The following is a 22,864-nucleotide window of genomic DNA, read 5'->3' on the forward strand; positions in this document are numbered from 1 at the left end:
GGCTCGGAGTCTTCGGACTCCGAGCCCTTCGCTGTATCTGCGCAGGTCAAGATTCGGTTTCGTCTTGGCGAACAGCCTCTGTAGACTCGCCATCACCTGTAGGGTGATGAAGGGGGAACGGAGTGCGACTCGAGTTCGCGAAAGCCGAGCTTCGCTCCCTCTGGGAAGTGGACAAGTTCCGGATCAACGGGCTGGACCCGGAGGCTGTCATCGCCTACCGGAAGAAGGTTCAGCTACTCCAGGCAGCCTCGAGCGAGATCGAACTTCGAAACTTCCGCTCACTGAATCTGGAGAAGCTGAAAGGCGATCGGCAGGGGCACTACTCGATCAGACTGACCCGAAAATGGCGCCTGATCCTACAGTTCAAGACCGATGACGAGGGACGCGCAGTAGTGATCCTCGAACTGTGCGACTACCACTGATCTGCCGTGAGGGGAGGCCTGAGAAATGAATGAAGATGCCGGGCTGCCTGCGCAGGCGTTTCCGGCTGGCGAGTACCTCCGGGACGAGATCGAGGCACGCGGCTGGACCGTCGCCGAGTTCGCCCAGATTCTGGGTAGGCCGACGCAGGCTGTTTCCGAGATCCTCAACGGGCACAAGGAGATCACTGCGGAGACTGCGATGGAAATCGCGGCAGCGACCGATACGGAAGCTGCCACGTGGCTACGGCTGCAGAACATCTACCGCTTGTGGACGCTGTCTCGCACCGCAGGGTCGGAGCGAACAGCCGTGGTTTCGAGGCGTGCCCGTCTCGCACAACTCGTGCCGATGCCCGAACTTCGGCAACGAGGGATCGTCCCCACCGGCGCGGGAATCGATGAGGAGGAAGCCGCGGTCTGCGAATTTCTGGGCATAGACGACCCGTTGTCGATGCCGGTCATCGAGTTCGCGGCACGACGATCCGACGAGGGCAGGCCGATTTCACCGGCGCAGTTGGCTTGGATCTCGTGCGTTCGGCGCACCGTCCGGCTGAATCCGTCGGAGGTAGCTTCGCTGGGAGATACTCGGAAACTCGCGGGCGAAGTCGTCCGGCGCGCTCGCGTACCTTCCGCACTCGCCAGCTTGCCTGACCTGTTCCGACAGTATGGAATTCGATTGGTCTACGTAGCGCCTTTCAAGTCGGGAAAGATCGACGGCGGCGCCTATCTGGACAAGTCGGGGGCGCCAGTAGTCGCACTATCCGGCCGCATTCAGCGCATCGACAGTGTCGTGTTCACACTGCTGCACGAACTTGCCCACGTGCACTTGGGACATCTGGCCAGTGGCATCGCCTTGGACTCGGACGTGTGCACCGCCACTCAGAACGAAACCGAACACGCAGCAGACAAGCTCGCCATGGAATGGGCACTGCCCGGCAGACTCGAGTTCTCCACACCGATTTCCAAACGCGCGGTCACCGCCCGCGCGGCATCCATGGGTGTACACCCGGGGCTCATCGTCGGCAGGCTTCAGTACCAGGGCAGACTGCCTTGGTCGCACCTACGAGACCTGACCCCCAACGTCAGGAGCTATCTGAGCGCCTGGGTGTGACGTTTCGAAGGCCAGGTCCCGAACCCGGCGTACCCTGGGAATTGCCGTCGGTCGGGGTGAGGCTCGGGGGTTGTGATGGGTGAAAATACTGCGCTCAGTGTGTATTTGCGCGAGCGACGGATGGCGGCGGGTCTGGCGCGCACCGAGCTCGCGGTGCGGGCGCAGATGGCGCCGCTGCTGATCAGTCAGATCGAGTCGGGCGCGCTGGTGCCGAATCCCGCTATGTTGCAGCGGCTTTTCGACTCGCTTGATGTGCCGCACTGGTATCGCAAGCACATTCTGGTACTCGCCTTGCCCGCTCTCGATTCCGGCACCGCGCCTGCCACACCGTCCGCGGAGGACCTGACCGATCTGGCCAGCCTCAACCATCCGGCCTGCCTACAGCGGTTCCCCACCATGGACCTGCTCGCCGCGAACGCCGACTACCAGCGCCTGTTCCCCGGCCTCGGCGCCGGCGTCAACATGCTCGAGTGGATGTTCCTCGACCCGGCGGCGAAGAAGGTCTTCATCGACTGGACTACCGAAGCTCAGCTCCTGGTCCACGCCTTCCGCATGCTCGCGCCGCTCGCGCCGACCCAGCGTGTCACCGCGATCACCGAATCCTGCGGTCAATCCCCCGACTGGGATCCCGTGTGGACCAGCGACGTCCGCCCCCAGGACATCGCCCGCAGGCACCTGCGCGTGCGCGAGCGCAGCACCGGCATCGAACGCCGCATGCTCCTGCGCATCTACGATCCGGCCTTTCCCACCCGCCCCTGGTGGCTCTACCGCCTGATCCCCGCGCGGTAGAGCTACCGCCGAAACGAAGAAACCGCCGCGGAGAGATGCCAGGAGGCACTCACCGCGGCGGCTTCGCACGCGTGTGGCTGATTACGGCAGCGGCTTGGTCTCGCCCGAGCCGGAGCTCAGCAGGTTGCTCAGGCCGGTAACCAGGTTCGCGGAGCCCGAAACGACCTCGTCGTCGGCAACGGCGGTCGGCAGCGGCTTGGTCTCACCGGAGCCGGAGCTCAGCAGGTTGCTCAGGCCGGTAACCAGGTTGGCCGAGCCCGAAACGGTCTCGTCGGCCGAGGCGACACCCGTGCCACCGAAGATGATGCCCGCCGCGATGGCGACAATGCCGAGGGTACGCATCTTGCGCATTGATAATCTCCTGAAGTTCTGTCACCGAACCGGAAATCGGCTGGCGCGAATATGTTTAGCAGACCAGATGTTCGGGTACATACGTGTCTATGAACACAAGTGAAACGTGAGGCGTCTAATTACCTTCGCTCACTTTCGCCGACCAGCGAATACTCCGCCAGAAGTAGACCTGCGTCACACCTGGAAATTTCGCGCATAACAATCGCCGTGCGGAAAACTATCGCCGGAATCCATCCCGAGCGCTATCGGGCAGATTTCCCCCTGCACACAGCACGGCGCCCGCCGAGTAATCGACGGGCGCCGGTGGACACCGACTCAGGCCAGCAGAAGGCTGCCCGAGGCCGAGGACATCAGACTCAGGAAGTTGACGATGTCCAGCAGTTCGGTTGCGGAACCGGCGTCGGCGATGATGGCGTTGTTCACATTCTCTCCTTCAGACGTATCGCCGAATTTATATCACGAGAGAATTACCGAATCCGCGCCTGAAGTGAACGGCAGGAAAACTCGGCGTATCCGAACTACTCGGCCGGAGCCTCACCTGAGCCACTGCTCAGCAGTTCCAGCAGCGCGGCCAGATCCAGACCCTCGGCGGAACTCGCGGGCTCGTCCGCGACCGGCTCGGCCTCACCCGAGCCACTGGACAGCAGCTCGAGCAGCGCGGCCAGATCCAGACCCTCGAGCGAGCCCGCCGGCTCCTCGGCGACCGGCTCGGTCTCCGCCGTGCCCGTGGTCAGCCCGGACAGGAGCGCATCGGCAGAGCCGCTGGTCGGCTCGTCCGCGGCGGCCGCGACTCCCGCGCCCAGCATCGCGATGCTCGCCGCCGCTGCCACAGCCGCCCCGAAGACACGAATCTTGCTCATTGTGAACCCCTCATCTTTCAGATTTTCGGCGGAGTATGTTCCGCCCATACGAGATGTCTAACAGCGGCCTGACGGCCCCCGGGAGACCGATGAAATGGGGGCAAGACAGCCGGAACCGAGCCGACGCTCAGCCGTCCTCGCCCGACCAGCGTCTATACGACATGTCAACCACCCGGCAACGACTCACGAGCCCGACCACCCTGACCGTTCGCCGATTTCCGAACCTGCCTGCCCGAACCGTCGATACAGTTCACAGCACTTCTGTGCCTATCGCTCGAGCCACAAGGCGCCGATGTCATCCGCCGATTCGAAACCTGGTGCGATACTCCGTCGGAGTCGTATCCAGCCGTCGCCGGAACGCCCGCGTCAATGTGTCGACAGTATTGAAACCACAAGCGGCAGCGACACGTTGGAGTGTTTCGTCCGTCGTTTCCAGCCGATGCCGGGCCACTTCCACCCGCGCCGATTCGATGTAGGCGGCAGGCGTCATACCGAGCTCGGTGCGAAAGATCCGCGTGAGTTGACGTTCGCCGACATGCGCGTGCTCAGCCAGATCCGTCACCGTGAGCTGACGCGCGAGATTTCCGGCGATGTAGTGGCGGAGGTCGTCGATGCGCCGCGTAGTCGAGACCGGCTCGAGCGAAACACTGAATTGGCTTTGGCCGCTCGGCCTTTTCAGATACATCACCAACTGCCGCGCCACCCGCAGCGCGATCTCGTCCCCGAAATCATCCGCGACGAGCGCCAGCGTGAGATCGAGACACGCCGTGAGACCCGCTCCGGTCCAGATGTTCTCGTCCCGGATGTAGATCGGATCGGCATCCACCTCGACCGCCGGATGCTCGGCCGCGAGCTGCTGCGCGGTCGACCAGTGCGTGGTGGCCCGCCGCCCGTCGAGCAGCCCGGCAGCGGCCAGAATATGCGCACCGACGCACACCGATGCCACCCGCCGAGCCCCCTTCGCCAGCACCGCCACCGCATCGACAACCTCGGGATCGACCACCGCCCGCACCCGGCGACTACTGTCCGTCTCCACCGCCCCCGGAACAACCACCGTGTCGATCCGCCGCCCCGAAACCTCCGCGAACGTCACATCCGGCAGCACCCGAACACCCGCCGAAGTGGTGACCGGCTCCATGCTCTCGGCAGCCAGCACCACCTGATACCCCGTCGGCCCGTCCATCTCCCGCTGCAACAACGAGAAGACCTCGGGAGGCCCGGTGACATCGAGCAGATCGACCCGATCGAACAACACGATCACGACAAGCCGACCCGCCGCCATCAGACCTCCTCGCCATGTCCGAATCTGCAGGTTACATGACATTGCCGACATTCCCGCCGATCCATACCGTGAAGATCATGACTTCGACGACCCTCCGCCAGCTCAACGGCTTCGACGAAACCCCCGCCACCCTCGCCGACTCCACCCTGATCCTGATCGACTACCAGAACACCTACACCCAGGGCGTCATGGAACTCACCGGCTGGTCCCCCGCCCTCGACGCCGCCGCCGAATTGCTCAGCAAGGCAAGAGATTCCGGCACCACAGTCATCCACGTCATCAACGACGGCGGCAAAGACACCCCCTACGACATCACCGCCGAAATCGGCCGAATCCACCCCAAACTCGCCCCCACCCCCGACGAAAAAGTAGTCGTCAAAACAGTCCCCAACGCCTTCGTAGGCACCGACCTCGGCGACCTGGTCGACGCCGCAGGCAACGACACCGTCATCATCGCCGGCTTCATGACCCACATGTGCGTCACCTTCACTACCGAAGGCGCCTTCCTCCGCGGCAACAAACCCACCGTCGTAGCCAACGCCTGCGCCACCCGCCCCCTCGGCAAAGTCCCCGCCGACCAACTCCACGCCAGCGCCCTCGCCACCCTCGCCGACCTCTACGCGGTAGTTGTCCCGACGCCTACTGACCTGAGCGCCTAGCCTTCGGCAGATTCAAGTTGGGCAAGAATCTCGCGGACGACTGCGGCTTCGCTGGGCAGCCGGTTCACGAGGAGGTTCCAGAGGATGTTGTGGTCGACGGCGTCATTATTGTGCGCGACCAGATTCCTCGTCGCCTTGACCCCGCGCCACGAAACCTCGGGATGCGCGACGATGAATTCCTCGGGCAGCCGGGCCACCGATTCGCCCAATCGGTGCAGCACCGCCTCGGCCGCCAGCCTGGTGATCTCGTCGGAGTCGTAAGCGGACTTGCCGCCGCTGACGATTCTGGCCGCCATCTCGCTGAAGGCGAGGAAGTCTCGCAGGCTCCTGGCTGTGCGTTCGCCGGTGTCCCGGCCGCTCACAGCGGCTTGGCCTCGTCCCGGATCGGGTGTGGCCCCGCGGGAAGACCACCTTCGGACACCAGATCGACATGGAGGCCGGTGAGCTCCTCCAGGTCGAGCATCAGCTCGGCCATATCGAGCAGATCCGCGTCGGCATCGAATCGCACCAGCAGATCGATGTCGCTCCCCGAGACATCCTCACCCCGCGACACCGAACCGAAGACACGCACACGGTTTGCCTTGTGCCGCAAGGCGAGCGCGATGATCTGATCGCGGTGCTCGGCGATCACGCGGGAGGGGCGCGGCTTGGCCGCGTCCCGCAGCCGACTCAACATCGTCGGCGAAGGCCGCCGTGTCCCACTCTCATAGGCGGCGATGTTGGACTGAGCGACACCGGACCGCTGCGCCAGCTCAGCCTGGGTCAGGCCAGCCATCGGCGCGGCGCAGGTCACGCACGGTTTCCATGACTCGATGATATCGGATGATATATCGCTCGGCCAGGGCCGCATGCCCTCGTCACGGCGTAACCAGGCAGAGGGTGAACTCGTCTGTGGTGTAGATGAACTCGGTTGCCCAATAGCTGGCGCACAGGTAGTCGTTCTCGTAATCCGAGTGCCCTTTGCTTCCCCTGGCCTTGGCTATGACCTTGCCGGTCGCGCGCGGGTCCGAGCAGGAGATCTTCTCGACATTCGGATTGTCGTCCTCGGTCCGGTTGCCGTGGAGGTTCACCACACAATCCCCGACTTCAGCACTGCTCGCCGACCGCTCCTCGGCCCTCATACCGGCGACCACCAGCAACGGCCCGAGTATCACCGGAATGAGTAGCCCGAGCATGCCGGCCCGCCGCCACAGTGGCTTGCCCGGATCGAGAGGCACCCGCGGACCACCAGGAATCGGAGCAGGCAACCGCCGCAAACGCTTGGCCGCCCCGATGTTCTGCAACATGATCACCGGATTCGCCACCACCGAGATCAGCCCATACCACCCGAGCAACGCACTCTCGACAGTCAACCGCCGATACGTCGCCGTCCCACAATCCCGGCAGAACGGTCCCGGCTGGGTGATGAACTGCATGAACACAAAGAATCCACGATGCGCCCGAATCGACGTGCGCACCGCGGGCGTAGCACCGCACACACAGCAATAGATCCCATTGGCCGTACTGAAGTCGGCCTGCACCGACCGAATCTCTCCTGGCGTCGACACGCCTACCCCTAAATCTCGCTCGAGCCCGCATAGACGCGGGCAACCGGCGATCGTAGCATCGACCAACGATCCAGATGGCATCGAATAGCGTCGCCGCATAACACTATTCGACAACCAAGGGGCCCACTACGACAAAAACAGCCCACACCCCATTTGGGGTGTGGGCCGTTTCAAGCCAGGACCTCGGGTCAGCTACGAGCCGAGCCTAGTTCGCCGGGTAGTTTCCGCCGGTGCCGAAGAGATCCCGGTACATCCAGAAGAACACGCCGTTGTCCGCGAAGAACGTAGTAGCACCGGTCATGCCGGATTCACTCGGCCAATCGTGCGGCGGCTCACCCGGACTGGACACCGGGTCGGGCAGGACCCCACGCCGGATCAGGGTGAGCGTGCCGCTGATCGACCGTCGCCACACCAACCTGCTGGGGCGGATCGAATTCCGGCAACAACCGCTCCACCAAACTCGCACCTCGTCATGTGCCGCCCGCTGCGACAGCACCTCCAACACGACCAGACATCATGCAGCACAATCGATCACGAAAATGAGAGCCGCACTCCCTTAGACCTCGCTGTTGCTGCCCGATAGCGAGTCGTCGATCTTATCGAGAAATCTCTGATAGTCCGGGTTGACGAGCTTTATGGAGACTGCCACCTTGCTGATGAAGACCGTCACCACAAGATTCGGACGGTCCCATCGCAAACCACGAGTAGGCTCGATCCACCATCGGTTTGCTTGTTCCCCGAAGGTTTGAAATACACCTTCAGCGATAGCATTGAAAGCGCTAACAAGCTCCGCTGCCGATGTCGAATCGACCGTGTCAACGCCCGCCACCTCGAATATGATCCGATTAAGCGACTCCCGGCCGGCCTTGCCACCGATAGGACCAATATTTGAATGCACATCGCGGAATTCAACGTCGAGATCTGTCGACAATCGCAGCGGTTCCGCGCCGATCTCGGCCACAGCCCAGCCGGCCGCGGAAGCGAACCTGATCAAATCGCCTTCAGTCCACGACCAATCAAATTCTCTCACTACCCCAAGAGCCCTCATTGCGCCATCAAGGTCGAATCGCATGATCGAATAGTTCCCAACGTTTGCAGCGGAAGACTGCACCTACATTGGCGCGCCTTGATCAGACATCATACGTCAAAGAACTCAAGTACTCGCGTCTAGCGATCGCCGCCTCGCCAGAATTGGTCAGCGACACGTTCACTGGCAGTGATTGATCGATCGTTCGATATCCATTCATTCACAGCCGGGTAGAAGCTGACGGCCATGGGAGTACCTCGCGTAATTCGGCCGGAGACGTAGATGTTGGCAATAGGACTCGAAATCAAGCCAACGGCTGCGCCACCCGCCCCCTCGCCGACTTCTACGAGGCCGATGCTTGGATGCTCATCGGCATCGGCATCGGCTACGGGGTCGGAGTGACGATCTCGTCGGTGTAGCGCGCGTAACGGGCCATATCGTTCTGCCAGACCACGCCGAGGTCGATGGCGTTCGCGGGCAGCTCCCGGTCCGGCGCCGTCGTGGACACCGTGATCTTGTGCAGCGCCGAGTCGTTGGGCCGGTAGCGCACAACGACATCCAGGCGGTCCCAGTCACCTCGTGGCTGGATGGCGTCGATGGCCACGAAGCCCTTGATGTATGCCTCGATTCCCCAGGTTCGCCCGCTGATCACCACGGTCTTCTCGACGTTCCACGACGGAGCCGGATTGGCGGTGTAGTACATGTACATAGGGCTGTCACCGAGGAGAGCTTTGCCGAGCGGAATGTTGCCGGGGAACTGATCTGCCGGCGTATCGGCAGTGTTGCCGATCGAGACTACCGATACCTCGTCGAGCGCCTGGTCGTCGATCACAACATCGTATTCGGAGGCGTGGCCCCACCGTCCGGTCTGCCGCATCGCGTCGATCTTGACGAAGCCGGGCATATAGAACTCGGCGCCACCAGTGGACGCGACGACGGTCAGTGTCTTCTGCATGTGCGAACTTTCTGTTTGGTCGCCGATCAGTGAAGGTCGGCGATGTCTGAGGCGCGGTCGGCTGCTCGCGGGCAGCTCGGCAAGCGCCGGGTGAACTCGAACAGCGAGGGAGCCCAACCCATCCGGGCCTGAGCTCCCTCGCTGAATATTCGGATGATGTTCGGATAGCGTGCTGACCGGTCAGCTCACTCGGACGTAGGTCCCCGCGCCACCGGAAACTGATGCCCGCCAGGCAGCCTGAACGCTGGTCTGCGTTTCAACCGTCACCACGTCACCGGCGTTCACCGGCACAGTTGCGCTCACTGTCAACGTGCCGCTGGTTCCGGACACCGCCGCACCGGTGGCCACAACCACACTGCCGACTCGCAACCTGGCCTGATAACTGCCCGACATCGCGCCACCGGCAAAGACCACCGCACACACCAATTGGGCTCCACCATCACTCGACTGGGTCTGCAGACCGTTGCTGGACACCGCTGACCCGGGATAGTTGGCGGTGTCCGCGATCCACCCCGGAACCACGGTCCAGTCAGTGGTATCACCCATCGTGCTGGTGCCGTCCTTGGTCATACCCGACGGCAGCTTGGCACCGAGGCCCGCAAAAACGTGCGGCATCGATTACTCACCACCCGTCGAGCCAGGTTCCGCAGGATCCGGCTCGTCCGAAGGAGGTTCAGTGGCGGGATCGGGTTCGGTCGGTGTTTCGGTGCCGGGGTCTGGCTCGGGATCAGTGGGTTGTTCGATCGCGCCGGGATAGCCGGACTCCGGACTCTGCCAGTACGGCGTCCCGTCGGGACTCTCCGGCTCCGGGCTGGATTCGAGCGGTGTCCAGAACACGATCGGCCCGCCGAGGAATACTGTCGGCATCACACGGTCACCCCCGCCAGACTCGCCTGCAAGCCCCGTCCGGCGGGATTGTCGGCCGTGGTCACATGGACCGTCACCCGGTCACCGGCGGCAAAGTTCCACGAGCCGTTCACGCTGGTGTCCAGCGCGTGGTTCGCTGCGGCGATGGTTGCCGAGGTACCTGCGACCGCGACGCCGTTCTTCCGCAATTCGACGACCAGGTTTCCGGTGCCTGCGGTCTCGCCGCGGTAGGTCACCTTGGACACGGACAGTGCTCGTTCGATCCGCAGCCCTTCCGGGATCGTGTTGCCCGCGCCGACGGCACGCACACCGATATGTGACTTGAATGAGATGTCGTACGCCTGGCCCGCCGCGGTGGGGGTGCGGGCGTTCGACAGTCGGGAGTCGTTGTCGGACACGGCCTGGATGGCGGTGCGTGCTGCGGCCTCGTCTGCGGCGGCGAGCAGGGTGCTGACAGCTGCACTGGTGCCCGTCACCTGGCCGATCGGGTGGGTGTGCGACGTGGGCGTACGCGCATTGGTCAATCGCGGGTCGTCGCCGGCGACGGCGGTGGTTGCGGTGTCACCGATCACCGGAAGGAAGGTCGTCGGTTTCCCGGAGATTCCACTCCACAGCGTTGTACCCGCGGGACCCCGCACGACAACACCCTGACCGTTCGGCGTCCAGCCGGAACCGGTGCGATAGATGTACAGCAGCCCATCGCTTTTGACGATGTACTGACTGCCATCCGGCGGAGACGACGGGAGCTGCGGGTAGGTGTCGACCTGACCGTCGATCTGGATGCCGTGACCCGCCGGCCCGACAACAACGGCGTTGCCGGACGTCGCGGGCACTGGGGCGGCCAGAGTCAGGTCGACCAGGCCGGTCGAGCCGTTGTCAGGGGTCTCCGGGTCCGGACCTGCCGAAAACTTCGGAACATGGAAGCTGAAGGAGTCCATAGGGATTCGTTCGCCGTCGTAGGACAGGTCGAACGAGACGCGCCAGGTCCACTCGGACGGGTTCGTCGCCGCGCTCGGCGCGACCAGCCGCACGCCACGCTTACCACGCCACGTCAGGTAACCGAACTCGTCGAGCTGACATTCATAGTGCTTCGGGAGCTGCACGTACGTGGCTGGCGCGGGCTGCGCGTCGCGAACGAGCACCTTCGGTGCGTCCGCGGTGAAGGTGATGGTGCCGCTCAGTGGCGGGAACTCGGGCAGGTCGCCCAGGTCGGGGCCGTCGATCACGTTGGCGAGGAATCGCCCGACGACCTTGCCGTAGTCGAGCGGAGGCAGATCAGCCATGGCTCAATACCTTTCGGGAGTATTGCGGGGGTGGGCCGGATCAAGCCGGCAGCGCACGAACCTGCAAGTGGGAGTAATTGCCGTTGACCGTGTACGTCCCGCCACCTTCCGCCCGAGACGCGACGACGTAGAGGGTGACGGTCTGATTGGCCGGCACGATTCCGAACTGGGCACCGGGCATGACCGGATACTCGAAACCAGGCGAGATCAGTACGTGCGCGAATCGCGATACCCAGTGACCCCAACCCGTGGCAACCATGTCGCCGTCCGGCGCACCGATGCGCACCGTGACATCGCACCGGGTCGGTGTATCGGACGCGATACCCACAGCGCCCTCGATCCACGGCCGCCAAGCGTTCGGTTGGGCCGGGATCGTGATGGCCGCCAGAACCTTGCTGTCTTCCTTCAGATTCTGTGCGGTGAGGAACTGGTTGTTGCCGATCGTCCACGGACCGCGCAGACGGGGTGCGGGGATAGGCCGGAATTTCCCGGCCGCGCTGTCGAAGCCAAGGACGTAGCCCTGGCCGAGCGGCTGGTCTTCGGTGACCAGAACGTCGGAGGCGTCGGCGATTCTCCCAGCGCTACCGGGATCGCCCTGCTCCCCCTGGGCGCCACGGGGAAAGGTGATCTCGAGCTGCTGGTTCGGCGCTGAACCCAGGATGCGGGCCGTTGCGGCGGACCCGGTCGCGCCTGCCAACCCGATACCGGTGAGCGCATTCACCGCTCCGCGTCGTCCCGGCTGCCGGAACGCATCGGCGAAGGCGATGAACTCGGTACCGGTCCAGTAGAAGATCGCGTTCTCGGAAACCACACGCCAGGCCTTGCGGGCATCAGCGGTGGTGAGACCGAGCGCTGTCAGCGCGGCGACATCGGCAATGTCCCCCTGCCAAGCCCACGGCCACGCCGCAGCGCCCTCCGGCCCTGGCCCGCCCGCGGGTCCTTCGCGCAGTTCGATCAACACTTCACGGTCGACGACTTCGACCGGGTTCACGGTGTAGGGCAAGCCGACGGAGTCGGCCACACCGCGCATGGTGATCATGACGTCCTTGTCGTACACGGTCGTCACGTCTTCGCTGTTCACAGCACCCCCACGGGCCGGGCCGTGCACACGATCTGCGCGTCGGCCATCTGGTAGTCGTAATTCGCCGAGCCCGCGCCGCGACGCACGACCACAACGAGCGTCGCCGCCTGACCTGCCGGGATGACGCCCACCGCGCTCGCCGGGGTCACGTTCCGGGTCGCCAGATACGGCTGGAACCGAACTCGTGTCCGCACACCCGTCACGTAGCCACTCCCCAACGCGACGATCTGACCCGACCCCGAGCCGATCCGGACCTCGGCGTCGATCCGCGTGGTGAACTGGTCGGAGTTCTCCAGCGGTCGGAGAACGACGCCACCGGTGATCATCGGGCGCCAGTCGGTGTCTTGGGCGGGAACCTGGAGTTGCGCCACGACCATCGACGCGGCCGAAACCCCCGACTGCGAGGGCGCAAAGCCGGGACCGCCGTCCCACGCGCGATCCTCGACGATCGTCCACGGCCCACGCAGCCCTGGATAGGGTTGTCCCGACCACTTACTCGTAGTCGCGTTCCAGACGGGCACAGCCCGGTCGGGGTGGGCACCGTCGGCGTAGTCCGTGGCCTGGCGGATCGGGCCGGGGCCGCCTTCTGTGCCCTTGCTGCCCGTAATACCCCGCGGCACAACGATGTCCAGCACGAGATCAGGCGCTGCACCGGTGACCGTCACCTGCAGATCGGAGTCCGGCGGCCCGGTGGTCACACTGCCGATCGACACCGAGCACGACTCACCATCGGGGCCCGGCGCTCCGAAGGCGTCTGGAAAGGTGTCCAGCCCCGTCCCGTTCCAGTACGCGAGCCCACCGGTCGAAAGCACCCGCCAGGCTTTGCCTGCATGGGCGCTGCTCAGCTTCGCGGTGAGGGCGGTCAACGCGGCCTGATCGGCGATGTCGCCTTCCCAGCGGAACAGTCGCGCGGCTTCGCCCGCCGGGCCCTGGGGTCCGACGGCGCCGGTCGTCAGTTCGAGGCCGCCGTCACGCGGCGTTCCCTGGAGTGCCTGTACGAGTCCGGGGGTACCGACTCCTTCGTCCAGACCCCGAACCGCGGTGGCGTCGAAATAGTTTCCTACCGAAGTCATTTCATCTCATTCCGTGGGCTCGGCAAAAGCGATGATCGATGCCCGTGTCGGCATGAACCCGACCTTGTCGGAGCTGGGACCGGTGCCGATTCGCTCAACCGACACGACGAGGGTGGTCGGCTGGCCGACGGGAACGGTCGCGAAATCGGACGTGGGCGACAGCACCCGGGTGGTGGTTCCGTCCCGCAGGCACGGGAAGACCGGCACGTACATCCAGGCACCGGGTGACCCGACGCCGAAAGCGGTGCCGGTTGCCACGATCGGCCCCTGCGAACTTCCCAGCCGCACCGTCACCTCGGCAGCTTGACTCGTCGTGTTCGAGTGCGCGTAGATGTGTCCGTACACCTGCGGTCGCCACCGAAACGGCTGAGCCGGAATCGTGAAGGTGCCGCCGTCGACGCGGCTGGCTGCGGCGATCTGCTCCGCGGGGAAGTCTTCCTGATACCAGCCCCACGGGCCGGAACCCAAAGGCGCGGGCGTCGATCGGAATCGCCGGGTGGCGCGGTCGTAGGCGAACACACCGCCGTGACTGGGGCCGGTCGCTTCCTCGTAGTCGTCGGCTTCGGTGATCGTGCCGGAATCTCCAGGCGGCCCGACCGGGCCGCGCGGACCTGCGGGCACCGTCGCCCGCAGCTGCTGATCGGGACCACTGCCGAGGAATTCCAGCGCCGGTTCGGTCAGTGTCGCTTCATGGACGGTGTCCAGGACTGTGATGCTGTTGGCTGCCCCTGCAGGGCCCGCCGGCCCGACGGCGTCGACCGAGTGCACCCAACCGGCGCCGGTCCACACATCCATGCCGTTGTCGTCGAGCCGGTGCCACCACTTGCCCCGGTCCTCGGGACCGAGTCCCGACGGTCGCGCGGCACTGTCTGCCAGCACGCCCATCTTTCGGAACGAAGTCCGCGGCCGCCCACGGCCTCCCGCGACACCGGCAGGACCACCGGGCAGCGGCAACTCCGCCACCTCGGGTGCCAGCTCGACCTCCGCGGTCACCAGCGGCAACCCGTCGATATCCGGCTGACGATGGACCCGCAGCCGTGCGGGAAAGCTGATGTCTCCCATTGAATTCTCCTTTGTTTCGGACTGCCTCAGAAGATGAGCAGGTCCAGGTCGGCGCCTACATCCGTCGACAGGTCCTTGATCGCCGAAGCCACACGGCCGAGCCGCTGCCACGCCTTCACGACGGAGTCCTCTTCGTCGGAGCCATCGCCGACGGTGATCTGCCAGCTCGCCGCGGTTTCGCGGTCGTCGATGAAGGTGAGCTCGGTGACGAAATCCGTGAAGACTTTCTGGCCCATGGCGAAGCCGATCTGGTCGCCGAGGCCGAAATCGCGGCCGATCAGATAGGGAGCGTTGTCCTGGATCGTCACCTTGTGGCTGGTGTAGCCACGGGTCAGATGCAAACCCTGCCGAGCAGCGACGAAGCCGTCGAGCGTGAACGCCTTGTCGCTGCCGGTGATATACAGCTCGCGGAAGGCGTAGGGTCCGGCTTTGCCCACCCGTTCCATATCCCGATAGACCATCCAGGCCAGGAACACATCATCGAGCTGGCCGCGGTAGAGCCAGTCCATGCCGATCAACGACAGCAGCGCCTTGATCGCCATCTCGATGCCCGCGTTGACCCAGCCCGGCGAGCGACCACCGACGATGATGTCGGTCGCGGTGGGCTTGTGCAGCGCCACCTCGGACGCGCCGATCCCGGAGTACTCGCCTTCGAAGTACCACACCCACGGCAGATTCCGCATGGTGCCGAACTTCCCCGGCGTTCCATAGACCGCCTCGTACTCCGTGGTCGAGTCGAACTTCGGGTACCGCATCGGCGTGGTGCCGTCGTCGGCGAATTCCTCGAACCACGAGATGATCCCGTCCAGCAACGAACCGGTGGGCCCGGTGACACCCGATTTGTCCACGGTCTCGAGGACCACAGTCGGCTTGTCGAGGTAGTACCACTCCGGTGCCGGCTGTTCGTCCTCACCGGGCAGGAAGAACCGCGCCGTCAACATGACGCCCGAATCCTCGAGCATCGGCTGGAACAGCTTGTCGGCCATGTCGAATCGGGCCGAGGCCGCGCTCCACCGGCTGGTATCGGTGCGCGGATCAACCGGCACGACCGTGATCGGGAAGGTCGTATTCCCCTGCAGCCGCATCAAATTCATCGTGAGATAGGTCGTCACCAGTGTCCGCACCGGACCGAACAGGATGTGGTGGCGCGGGAACTGGGCCAGCACCGGCGCGAACGGGCTCGCCCAGCAGCAGATGGTCGAGATGTGGTTCCAGGCGTGAATCGCCTCGATGTCCACCGTCTCGACCCCGTTGTCATCGCGGACGATCGACGCCTTGGTGATGTACCCGTCCCACCGAAAACCCCTGGTGTTCACAGTGATCGGCAGCGTCGTGTCGGCATGATTGCCGAACAGGTGGTCGAAGTGCACCATGTCCCGCGGACAGATCATCTTCAACCCGCCGGCCGAGTTCCGCGGAAAACTCATCTGCAGCGACAGATAGCTCCGCTCCTCCCCCACCTCCTGCATGTCCTTGTCCCAGTACCGGACCAGAACCTCTTGATCCCGAGCATCCTCCTGCTCGACCCGAAACATCTCATCCATCCGCCGCGATTCCGCGTGCGGGTCCCAAACACCCATCCTCCACCACCTTTCGTTGATTTGGGCATAAAAAAACCCAACCCGAACCGGGTTGGGTTTCAGCTGACCAGTTATGTTATTCGAGAATCTGTCGAACACGCTCCGCGTAGGACGCGCGAAGGAATTTCTTTATCGTGGATAGAAATCGTGACATTCGAAGCCCGACAAGGCGTTTGCACGGAACGGTTGAATCAACCTCTCCAGATACCAGCTAAAGTCCGTGAATTCCGTAGGACCGATAACCGCGCGGTGGTTGGGTAGAATGAAGTAGACAACCGTCGATTCGGCCGGAATGAGCAAAGAGCCGCCCAAAGACGAATCATCGAAATACACATCCACCCCCACCGCATCCCCAGCTTCGGAGTGCACTTGAAGGGCCGCCATGACCTCCTGAATATCACCCTCGGGCCTGGTTTCCCAATCGAAATCATCGTTCAAATGAAACCTGATCGACCCGTCCGAAACGAGCGACACCCCGGACTTCAGGAGAGACTGGATCAATTCAATTGCGTCTACAACTCCACCAAAATGGAAGTCGATATCTATCATTCGCCCCATAGCCCACTCCCACATTTGCTCAATCCGAACACCAAGGCACCTCCGCCTTCCGTCCATACTGGTGCTCGAATCGCTCAAGAGCTGAACGCAAATCACCCTGAATTCCGATTCGGACCAAGGCGTCCCAATACTGACGCACCACGTCTAAGACGTCGTCATGCGAGACAATTCCGGATCCGAGATTGTCCACATAATGATTCTCTACCGATACACCGTTGGAATCGACAGAAAGAAACCACGCATTGCCAGATCGTTCGAAGTCCGCACCGCCGAGCCGCGAAGATCTCCTGATCGCGTCAGCGACCATCACCAGACTATCGAGGCCGCCTTGAATATCCTGATACAACCAGGCGGCGATCACAGTTTCGGCACTGCCGATAGGGCCCGCGTCTCGGACCCAATCTCCATCCGCCACAAACAAGCCATCTCTAATCATCTATTTCCCCGGTTTCAGTAGGATCAGCGCTGTCACTTGTTCTTCAGTATAGGATACGCGGTAATTATGCGCCCGGTACTCAAATCAAAGTACCCACCTATCCGAAGGCCTCGATAGTACCCCTCCCAATAGTTGCCGTCCACACGCTTGACGTTGCGGCTCGCCGCTTCGACAGCACGTTGGACCTGCGCCTTGGTCCAACTATCGGGAAAGAATGTCGAAATGCCCCGCTTTGTTACCCATTCACTACCGGTCCACCGATCCATATGAACAGTTCCCTCGTAGACTCCTTGCCTATTCGGCGCCGTTCTATTAGTTACCCGCACACCATAGCGGTCTTTTCCATCTGGGCGATGGTGATACCCCGTCGCCCTACCTCCATGCTTCAGTTCACCTCTGTCTATGTGGAGCCAAGTCTCAGCATTAGGCCACAGGTTTGGACGTCGCCCAACCGGGCCACTGCTTTTCGGAGAACTTGTGTTGTTTGACGGAATACTATTCGTCTGCTTTCCCGAATATCCGACCTTGCCAGATCCAACACCGCTAGTTGCCGACGCATTCGAAGCAGACACAGAAGTTGTGCCAGGTCCAGAGCTCAAAGAACTGCTCAGTTGCGATCTCGGCGATGTGTTACGCGCACCCGCATTAGCTAATGTCTTCGCTCTGGCCTCGAACATCAGCAGCTGCTCAACCTGCATATTGAGGTCTCGAACTGCCTGTCCAATCTGGGCTTCGGACTTCAACGTTTGAGACAGCGGAACACCCATACCAGGGCGCAAGTAGACGTCGCGCGGCACACTTACCGCGACAGATATCGGGGATTGCGCCGGGCTGCTTGGTCGTAGCTTCGGCGCGTTCGCCGACAGTTGTGCCTGCTGAGGCCGGCCTGGTGCTGGGCTTGGCCGTAGTGCCTGAACTTGGGGAGTTGAAGATGGGAAGGTCGGATTCTTGGCCGCTCGCGCTCCGCCCGCAAGACCCGTGAGGGCATCGCCTGCGCCCAACCCGGCAACCGCGAGTTCCCGTCCGGTCAGAGATGCGCCATGGCCAGCGAGTTGGCTCCCGAAGTATCGGCCACCAATACCGACACCGAGTCGCGTACCGAGGATCGCCAATTCAGGGATACCGAACACGACCATGACCGCGTCGTAAACAAGCTGCCGATTATCTATCGCGTTTCCGGCGTCAAGGTCGAGCGTGTCGGTCGGCACGAATATGCCGTCAATGGAACCATAGGATGTGTACTTGATTCCTTTGGAATCAGAGTTTCCGATACCTCTGAGGTTTCCCTGTTCATCGAAATAGGCATCGAGTTCATACTTGGAACCGTCGGGCTTTCGTCCGTACCATTTCTGGATCGAGGTCCCATCGGGAACTCGGACCATGGGCCCACGACTCGTGATCGGATCTGTAACCCAGGTGGCGCTCGATGGGTCGAATTTGTTGCCATGCCAGGGTCCGCCGAGAGCCTTGTTGTATTTGTCAACCGCTGTTGTCGTACCATCGGGCTGTACCACCGCCCGGTTGCCCATCGCATCGGTTACGATGCTGATCGGCTGGCCATTGCTTGCGGGAACTGTCAGGATTTCGAGCGAAGAACCGTCGCTGCTGGTGTACTCAGTGACCGGTGTTCCAAACAGGCTCGGCCTGAAGTCGGCGCTGCTGGTGCTACCGTCGCTATGCCACATCGTGACGTGGCCGCTGGTCCCATCCGGGCTCAACTGAATAATCTGAGTAGGTGTAGATGATCCCGGCGCGGGTTCGACCACGATAATGTTCGACTTGTGGTAGTGCACCGAATGCGAACCATCGGGATTCGCCGTCCAGGTAATGAGATTTCCCTGCCCGTCGTCGACAGTTCGTATTCTAGAAACTCCGGACTTGTCGATAATCGTGGTATCGCGAGTCAAGCCACCGGTGCCTGGCACGATTTTGGAGTGGCTCTCAGATGCCGGCGCGCCGAACTTGTCTCGGACCTTTGTATCGATGTCACCGGTAACCGGGTTGTGGGTGCTGGTGATGGTCGTGTGGTCGTTTCCGATGGTGACGGTCGCGACTCCCGCGAAGCTGGTGGAATCACCCGGATTCACCGGTGCGTGCTGGGCGAAGTCCACAACATCCGGCAGGCCAGAGTTCAGGGTTTGGCTGACGACTGGCTGTTGCACACCGAGCATCAAGCTGGTCAACGATGACGGCTGGCTGACCGGTGTTGTGGCAGTAGGTGCCGGCGTCACGTCCGGTGCGGTTGTCGGCGCCGGCTGCGGGCTGGTTGTCGCAGGTGCCGATGCTGGATTGGTCGGTGCGGTCTGAGGTTGGGACGCAGACGGTGTAGGCGCCGCGGCAGGCACAGAGGGAACGGGTCCCGGAGCGGTTGGTTGCGAGGGGTTTGGGCCGGCGGCAAGTCCGTCGGCACCGCCGGCCTATCCGACAACCTGGGATCGTCAGTGGTCAGACCGGGGATCATCGGCAGGCCTTGATCCTCGAGCGGGGCAGCTACGAACCGCGCAGTCTGAACACGGTCTTGGGAACGGCTGTCCATGTCACGAACCCCGAGCACCCGCTCATACGCCCGCGCCGCCGAAGCGGCCGTCATCCCATTTCGGCTGTGCACCCGCTGTTCTCGGGAAGAACTCGCGTTGGACGTGGCTCCCAACGGTGTCAACGACGCTAGCCAGTCGGAGAATTGGGAATGGTCATACGCCACGACCGGCGCTGGCACCGGCATGGCGATACCTCCTTCGGAATGGAGAGAGCCCAACCCCTGCAAAGGGATTGGGCTCTCTCTCGATCGATCTTCAGTTGGAACGCAGAATCAGAACGGTCGTGACGACCGCGGTGTCACCGCCCCGATGATGCTCGACTCGGTGTTCCCGTCCTCGACCTTTACCACGATGTCGGTGCTGGTCCACGGGTCCAGCGAGGCGAGCCAGCGGCGGCCGGCGAGCTGGCCCCAGACATTGACGCCGACGGTATTGCCCTCTGTGTAGAGACGGGCCGTGCGATGGCGCGGATGGGTGTCGATGCGCAGGGTTTGACCGGCCGTCAGGCGCGGGGTCTGCACCATGCGCGGCTGGCCGGTGTCGCTGGGGACCGGGTCGAGGATCGACCAGCGCCCGGGGCCGTTCATGGTGTAGCGCGGCCACGCCGGCTGGTCGGCTGCGTTGCGCAGGCGGAGGACGCCCTCGCCGGTGCCCGAGGCATTGGTCCAGACCTGCGTCTCGTCGAAGTGGCGTTCGAGCGGGTCCATGGCGGTCGCCGAGATCTTGTACATGGCGAAACCGTTGCGCGCCGGATCGATATCGCCCGAAGGTTCGGGAGCGCTATCGAGCTGGAACTGCTGGAATCGCCAGCCCTGGTGACGGGTGAAGTAGCCGACCGTCACCGGCTTGTCGGTGGACCAGCCCCGGAACCACGCGTCGTGGACGGCGAGGAATTCACGGACCGGGTTGGATTCCCGGGCGCCGGCCGCGGTGGAGATGATGGCGAGGAAGTCCCACTCCTTCTTCCAGCGAACCGACCGGGCGAAAGTGGCGCCATCCTGGCGGGCACCTTCGGTGGTGAGCAGCTGAACGGGTGCGAACATGAATCCTGTTTGGGCTGAGAGCCTTACGCCCTCGCGCCCGGCATTCTGGCCCGCCAGATGCCAGACCCGGCCGTTGACGTCCCACACCACGATCTTGGTGTCCTGCGTACTGAGCAATTGGTGGGTCATCGCCCGAGCCCTCCTCCGCGTTGCTGCGCAAACGATTGACGGCGCTGGACGCGGGCGATGGACATCGCGACGCTCTTGGGGTCCATACCGTTGAAATTGAAAATGTCGCCGCGGGCGGTGTGCCCGCCGGGGCCCTCGGCCAGGTCCGTCAGACCGAAGCCGGTGCCGACGAGTTCCTTGGCGGTGCTCGCCACCCATTCGATGGGTTTGGCGACGAGGTCGACCGCCTTGCCCGCGACGACCGAGCCGGCGAGCGAACCGAGCACGGAACCGATCGCGGCACCGGCCGGTCCGGCGATTGCCGTACCCAGACCCGCGCCGAGGAAGCTGCCGACCTGTCCTGCCGCGTCCTGGGCAAGGCCCTTGGCGGCTCCGGTGACGCCCTTGACCAGGCCACCGGACGAGGCGCCGGACAGAAATCCGGAAATGCCCGCGGACAGATTGTCGCCTTCGCTGAAATCGAAGGCCTTCTGCTGCTCGAACGGCAGGAAGAATTCGTCGTCCGGATTGATGCCGAGTTGCTTGGCGAGCTCGCCGTCAGCCGCGAGCGCGTCAGAGATGGACGGGATACCCAGGGCACCGACCAGAGCTCCTACCGTAGAACCGGCCTCACGCAGGGCAGTGGTGTCGCTCAGACCGAGCGATTTGCCGAAGTTGCTCGCCAGCTCGCTGCCCACGATCGAAGCGCGATCGATATAGTCGGCGCCGCCGTATGTGCTCAGATATTGGGGTTCAGCCAGACTCGTCCCCGTGAGCCCCTCACTGAGACTCGGGGTTCGCGGTGTGGTGGACGCGCCACTCGCCGTTGTTCCTCCGGTGCTGAGGATTGTCACACCGCCAGATGACCCGCCGGACACGACGACACTGTTGCCGCCACCGGTCGACCCGCCGTCACCACCACCCCAGCTGGTCACCGTTGTCGGCGAAGCACCACCGGGCGCGACCGCGCCACCAGCCCCTCCGTCGACCGACATATCGGTCGGCATCGGCTCGATCTGGGTCTTCAGCGACATGGAGGCGGCGAACCCGCCCCCGAACCGGGATCCGATCGACTCACCGAGAGATTTGCCGATCTCCGGTGCCAGCTGACCGGCCGGTCCCAATGCGGGAGCGATCGCCTCGCCCAGCGCCAAGCCCACCCGTCCGCCGGCTTCTGTCGCCGAGGACATGATCCCCGCCGTCAGTGCCTCGGACAGCGACGCCAGTGGCGCCACCGATCCGGTGTTCGCGGTCGTCGACGGTTGTGCAAAGGCAGGCGCCACGTTCATGACACCCTGCGGCTGGACGTTCAGCTCCGCCGACAGGGGCGGAGCGGCACTGAGGCCCGATGAATCCTGCGGACTCAGATCAACTTTCACCGGGTCGTTGGTGCGTCGGGTGAGCGGCCCACCCATTCCGAAGACAGGCCCCAGCGCGCCGCCGAGCGCGGCCCCGACCGCACCTGCCGCGTCGATGGCCGCACCGCCGACGCCGCCGAGCACATCCGCGATCAGCCCGGTTCCGAGCAGATCGCGCCAACGCTGCGGATCACCCATCGATGTGCTGCCGACCAGTCCGCCGTCGGCGAAGCCCGGCAGCATCCCGGCCAGATAGCCAGGCGAGGGAACCCAGCCGGCGTTGATCGCTTCCAGCAGCGGTAGCGCGCCGGCCGTTGCGGCCGCGTTGACCACGAATTCACCGGGCGAAAGCCGGGCAACCACAGCGTCACCGCGGGAGGTGCCCTGCCCGCGTACCGGCCCGCCTGGTTCGTAGCCGGCCGGTCCACTGCCGTTGCCGACCAGGACGTCTGTGACCGGATCTTTCCTGGCCGGATTCAGAAGCGTTGTCTTCGAGGAGAACTTGACCAAGCGGGTCGTGGTATCCGTCTCGGCCACGTCGGGGCGGAGCAGGTCCATTGCCTGCCCCGCCACCCGTTCGGCGATAGCACCCGGCTGAGTGCCGAGAATGTCGGACAGCACGCTGTCCAGAACCCCCAGCGCACCCGCCCCGATCAGCCCGTTCGGCGGAATTCGACCATCCTCACCGAGGGTGACCGGGCTCTCGTCAGGGAGAGTGATCGTCGAGGTTCCGGAACCGGAGCCGCCTTTCCAGACGGCTCCGCTCGGCAGAGTGATCCGCTTTCCCGGAGCCGGTTGGCCGCTCGTGGTCATCGCAAGAACGTCCGGCAATGTCATCGCCGTTGGGCGTTTCTTCTTCACAATTGGTATCCACTTTC

24 protein-coding genes are annotated in these 22,864 nt (G+C 63.5%); 4 read left to right on the forward strand and 20 right to left on the reverse strand.

Going from position 1 to position 22,864, the window contains the following annotated elements:
• Positions 1-122: 122 nt before the first annotated feature.
• The 3 genes from ACFWF2_RS22010 to ACFWF2_RS22020 all read left to right on the forward strand — a co-directional run bounded on the left by ACFWF2_RS22010 (position 123) and on the right by ACFWF2_RS22020 (position 2,319).
• Complete coding sequence (locus ACFWF2_RS22010; protein ID WP_379309306.1) at positions 123-422, forward strand: type II toxin-antitoxin system RelE/ParE family toxin; 300 nt, start codon at positions 123-125, stop codon at positions 420-422.
• 25 nt (positions 423-447) lie between these two features.
• Entirely contained in the window at positions 448-1,530 is a 1,083-nt protein-coding gene (locus tag ACFWF2_RS22015) for a HigA family addiction module antitoxin (RefSeq protein ID WP_379309307.1), read from the forward strand.
• Between the two features lie 75 nt (positions 1,531-1,605).
• On the forward strand, positions 1,606-2,319 hold the full coding sequence (locus ACFWF2_RS22020; protein ID WP_379309308.1) for a helix-turn-helix domain-containing protein: 714 nt from the start codon (positions 1,606-1,608) through the stop codon (positions 2,317-2,319).
• An 81-nt stretch (positions 2,320-2,400) separates the two neighbouring features.
• Here ACFWF2_RS22020 and ACFWF2_RS22025 read toward each other — a convergent pair whose 3' ends face one another.
• The 3 genes from ACFWF2_RS22025 to ACFWF2_RS22035 all read right to left on the reverse strand — a co-directional run bounded on the left by ACFWF2_RS22025 (position 2,401) and on the right by ACFWF2_RS22035 (position 4,812).
• Entirely contained in the window at positions 2,401-2,670 is a 270-nt protein-coding gene (locus ACFWF2_RS22025) for a hypothetical protein (protein WP_189034419.1), read from the reverse strand.
• Between the two features lie 518 nt (positions 2,671-3,188).
• Positions 3,189-3,530 carry a hypothetical protein gene (locus tag ACFWF2_RS22030; RefSeq protein ID WP_379309309.1) on the reverse strand — a complete coding sequence of 114 codons (342 nt, stop codon included), beginning with the start codon at positions 3,528-3,530 and terminating at the stop codon, positions 3,189-3,191.
• Positions 3,531-3,825: 295 nt separating this feature from the next.
• Entirely contained in the window at positions 3,826-4,812 is a 987-nt protein-coding gene (locus tag ACFWF2_RS22035) for a GlxA family transcriptional regulator (RefSeq protein ID WP_379309310.1), read from the reverse strand.
• Between the two features lie 77 nt (positions 4,813-4,889).
• Between ACFWF2_RS22035 and ACFWF2_RS22040 the strand changes: the two genes are divergently transcribed.
• Complete coding sequence (locus ACFWF2_RS22040; RefSeq protein ID WP_379309311.1) at positions 4,890-5,471, forward strand: cysteine hydrolase family protein; 582 nt, start codon at positions 4,890-4,892, stop codon at positions 5,469-5,471.
• On the opposite strand, the gene ACFWF2_RS22045 is transcribed toward ACFWF2_RS22040, so the two are convergent.
• The 17 genes from ACFWF2_RS22045 to ACFWF2_RS22125 all read right to left on the reverse strand — a co-directional run bounded on the left by ACFWF2_RS22045 (position 5,468) and on the right by ACFWF2_RS22125 (position 22,799).
• Positions 5,468-5,833: a DUF86 domain-containing protein gene (locus ACFWF2_RS22045; protein ID WP_379309312.1), complete on the reverse strand. Its 366-nt coding sequence runs from the start codon at positions 5,831-5,833 to the stop codon at positions 5,468-5,470. The genes ACFWF2_RS22040 and ACFWF2_RS22045 overlap by 4 nt on opposite strands.
• Positions 5,830-6,264: a helix-turn-helix domain-containing protein gene (locus ACFWF2_RS22050; protein ID WP_379309313.1), complete on the reverse strand. Its 435-nt coding sequence runs from the start codon at positions 6,262-6,264 to the stop codon at positions 5,830-5,832. The genes ACFWF2_RS22045 and ACFWF2_RS22050 overlap by 4 nt, the downstream gene beginning before the upstream one ends.
• Before the next feature lie 64 nt (positions 6,265-6,328).
• The gene (locus tag ACFWF2_RS22055; protein ID WP_379309314.1) at positions 6,329-6,886 is read right to left on the reverse strand and encodes a hypothetical protein; all 558 of its coding nucleotides are present in this window, start codon (positions 6,884-6,886) and stop codon (positions 6,329-6,331) included.
• A 688-nt stretch (positions 6,887-7,574) separates the two neighbouring features.
• Positions 7,575-8,090, reverse strand: a complete 516-nt coding sequence (locus ACFWF2_RS22060; protein ID WP_379309315.1) for a DUF6301 family protein — start codon at positions 8,088-8,090, stop codon at positions 7,575-7,577.
• Between the two features lie 340 nt (positions 8,091-8,430).
• Positions 8,431-9,000, reverse strand: a complete 570-nt coding sequence (locus ACFWF2_RS22065) for a hypothetical protein (RefSeq protein WP_379309316.1) — start codon at positions 8,998-9,000, stop codon at positions 8,431-8,433.
• A 180-nt stretch (positions 9,001-9,180) separates the two neighbouring features.
• On the reverse strand, positions 9,181-9,615 hold the full coding sequence (locus ACFWF2_RS22070; RefSeq protein ID WP_379309317.1) for a hypothetical protein: 435 nt from the start codon (positions 9,613-9,615) through the stop codon (positions 9,181-9,183).
• 3 nt (positions 9,616-9,618) lie between these two features.
• Positions 9,619-9,867, reverse strand: coding sequence for a hypothetical protein (locus tag ACFWF2_RS22075; RefSeq protein ID WP_379309318.1), 249 nt, complete (start codon positions 9,865-9,867; stop codon positions 9,619-9,621).
• Entirely contained in the window at positions 9,867-11,150 is a 1,284-nt protein-coding gene (locus tag ACFWF2_RS22080; RefSeq protein WP_379309319.1) for a hypothetical protein, read from the reverse strand. Before ACFWF2_RS22080 ends, ACFWF2_RS22075 begins: the two co-directional genes overlap by 1 nt.
• 40 nt (positions 11,151-11,190) lie before the next feature.
• Positions 11,191-12,231 (reverse strand): hypothetical protein, encoded by a 1,041-nt coding sequence (locus ACFWF2_RS22085; RefSeq protein ID WP_379309320.1) that lies wholly within the window; start codon positions 12,229-12,231, stop codon positions 11,191-11,193.
• The gene (locus tag ACFWF2_RS22090; RefSeq protein ID WP_379309321.1) at positions 12,228-13,304 is read right to left on the reverse strand and encodes a hypothetical protein; all 1,077 of its coding nucleotides are present in this window, start codon (positions 13,302-13,304) and stop codon (positions 12,228-12,230) included. The genes ACFWF2_RS22085 and ACFWF2_RS22090 overlap by 4 nt, the downstream gene beginning before the upstream one ends.
• 6 nt (positions 13,305-13,310) lie before the next feature.
• Positions 13,311-14,366, reverse strand: a complete 1,056-nt coding sequence (locus ACFWF2_RS22095) for a hypothetical protein (protein ID WP_379309322.1) — start codon at positions 14,364-14,366, stop codon at positions 13,311-13,313.
• Between the two features lie 26 nt (positions 14,367-14,392).
• Entirely contained in the window at positions 14,393-16,045 is a 1,653-nt protein-coding gene (locus ACFWF2_RS22100) for a phage tail protein (protein ID WP_379309323.1), read from the reverse strand.
• Between the two features lie 30 nt (positions 16,046-16,075).
• Positions 16,076-16,504 carry a hypothetical protein gene (locus ACFWF2_RS22105; protein WP_379309324.1) on the reverse strand — a complete coding sequence of 143 codons (429 nt, stop codon included), beginning with the start codon at positions 16,502-16,504 and terminating at the stop codon, positions 16,076-16,078.
• Between the two features lie 19 nt (positions 16,505-16,523).
• Positions 16,524-16,940, reverse strand: a complete 417-nt coding sequence (locus ACFWF2_RS22110; RefSeq protein WP_379309326.1) for a hypothetical protein — start codon at positions 16,938-16,940, stop codon at positions 16,524-16,526.
• A 32-nt stretch (positions 16,941-16,972) separates the two neighbouring features.
• Positions 16,973-19,123: an EndoU domain-containing protein gene (locus ACFWF2_RS22115; RefSeq protein ID WP_379309327.1), complete on the reverse strand. Its 2,151-nt coding sequence runs from the start codon at positions 19,121-19,123 to the stop codon at positions 16,973-16,975.
• Between the two features lie 626 nt (positions 19,124-19,749).
• The gene (locus ACFWF2_RS22120) at positions 19,750-20,649 is read right to left on the reverse strand and encodes a phage tail protein (protein ID WP_379309328.1); all 900 of its coding nucleotides are present in this window, start codon (positions 20,647-20,649) and stop codon (positions 19,750-19,752) included.
• Positions 20,646-22,799, reverse strand: coding sequence for a hypothetical protein (locus tag ACFWF2_RS22125; RefSeq protein WP_379309329.1), 2,154 nt, complete (start codon positions 22,797-22,799; stop codon positions 20,646-20,648). Before ACFWF2_RS22125 ends, ACFWF2_RS22120 begins: the two co-directional genes overlap by 4 nt.
• Positions 22,800-22,864 lie beyond the last annotated feature (65 nt).

Origin of the sequence: Nocardia sp. NPDC060259 (assembly GCF_042728775.1) — a bacterium.
Lineage (GTDB): Bacteria > Actinomycetota > Actinomycetes > Mycobacteriales > Mycobacteriaceae > Nocardia.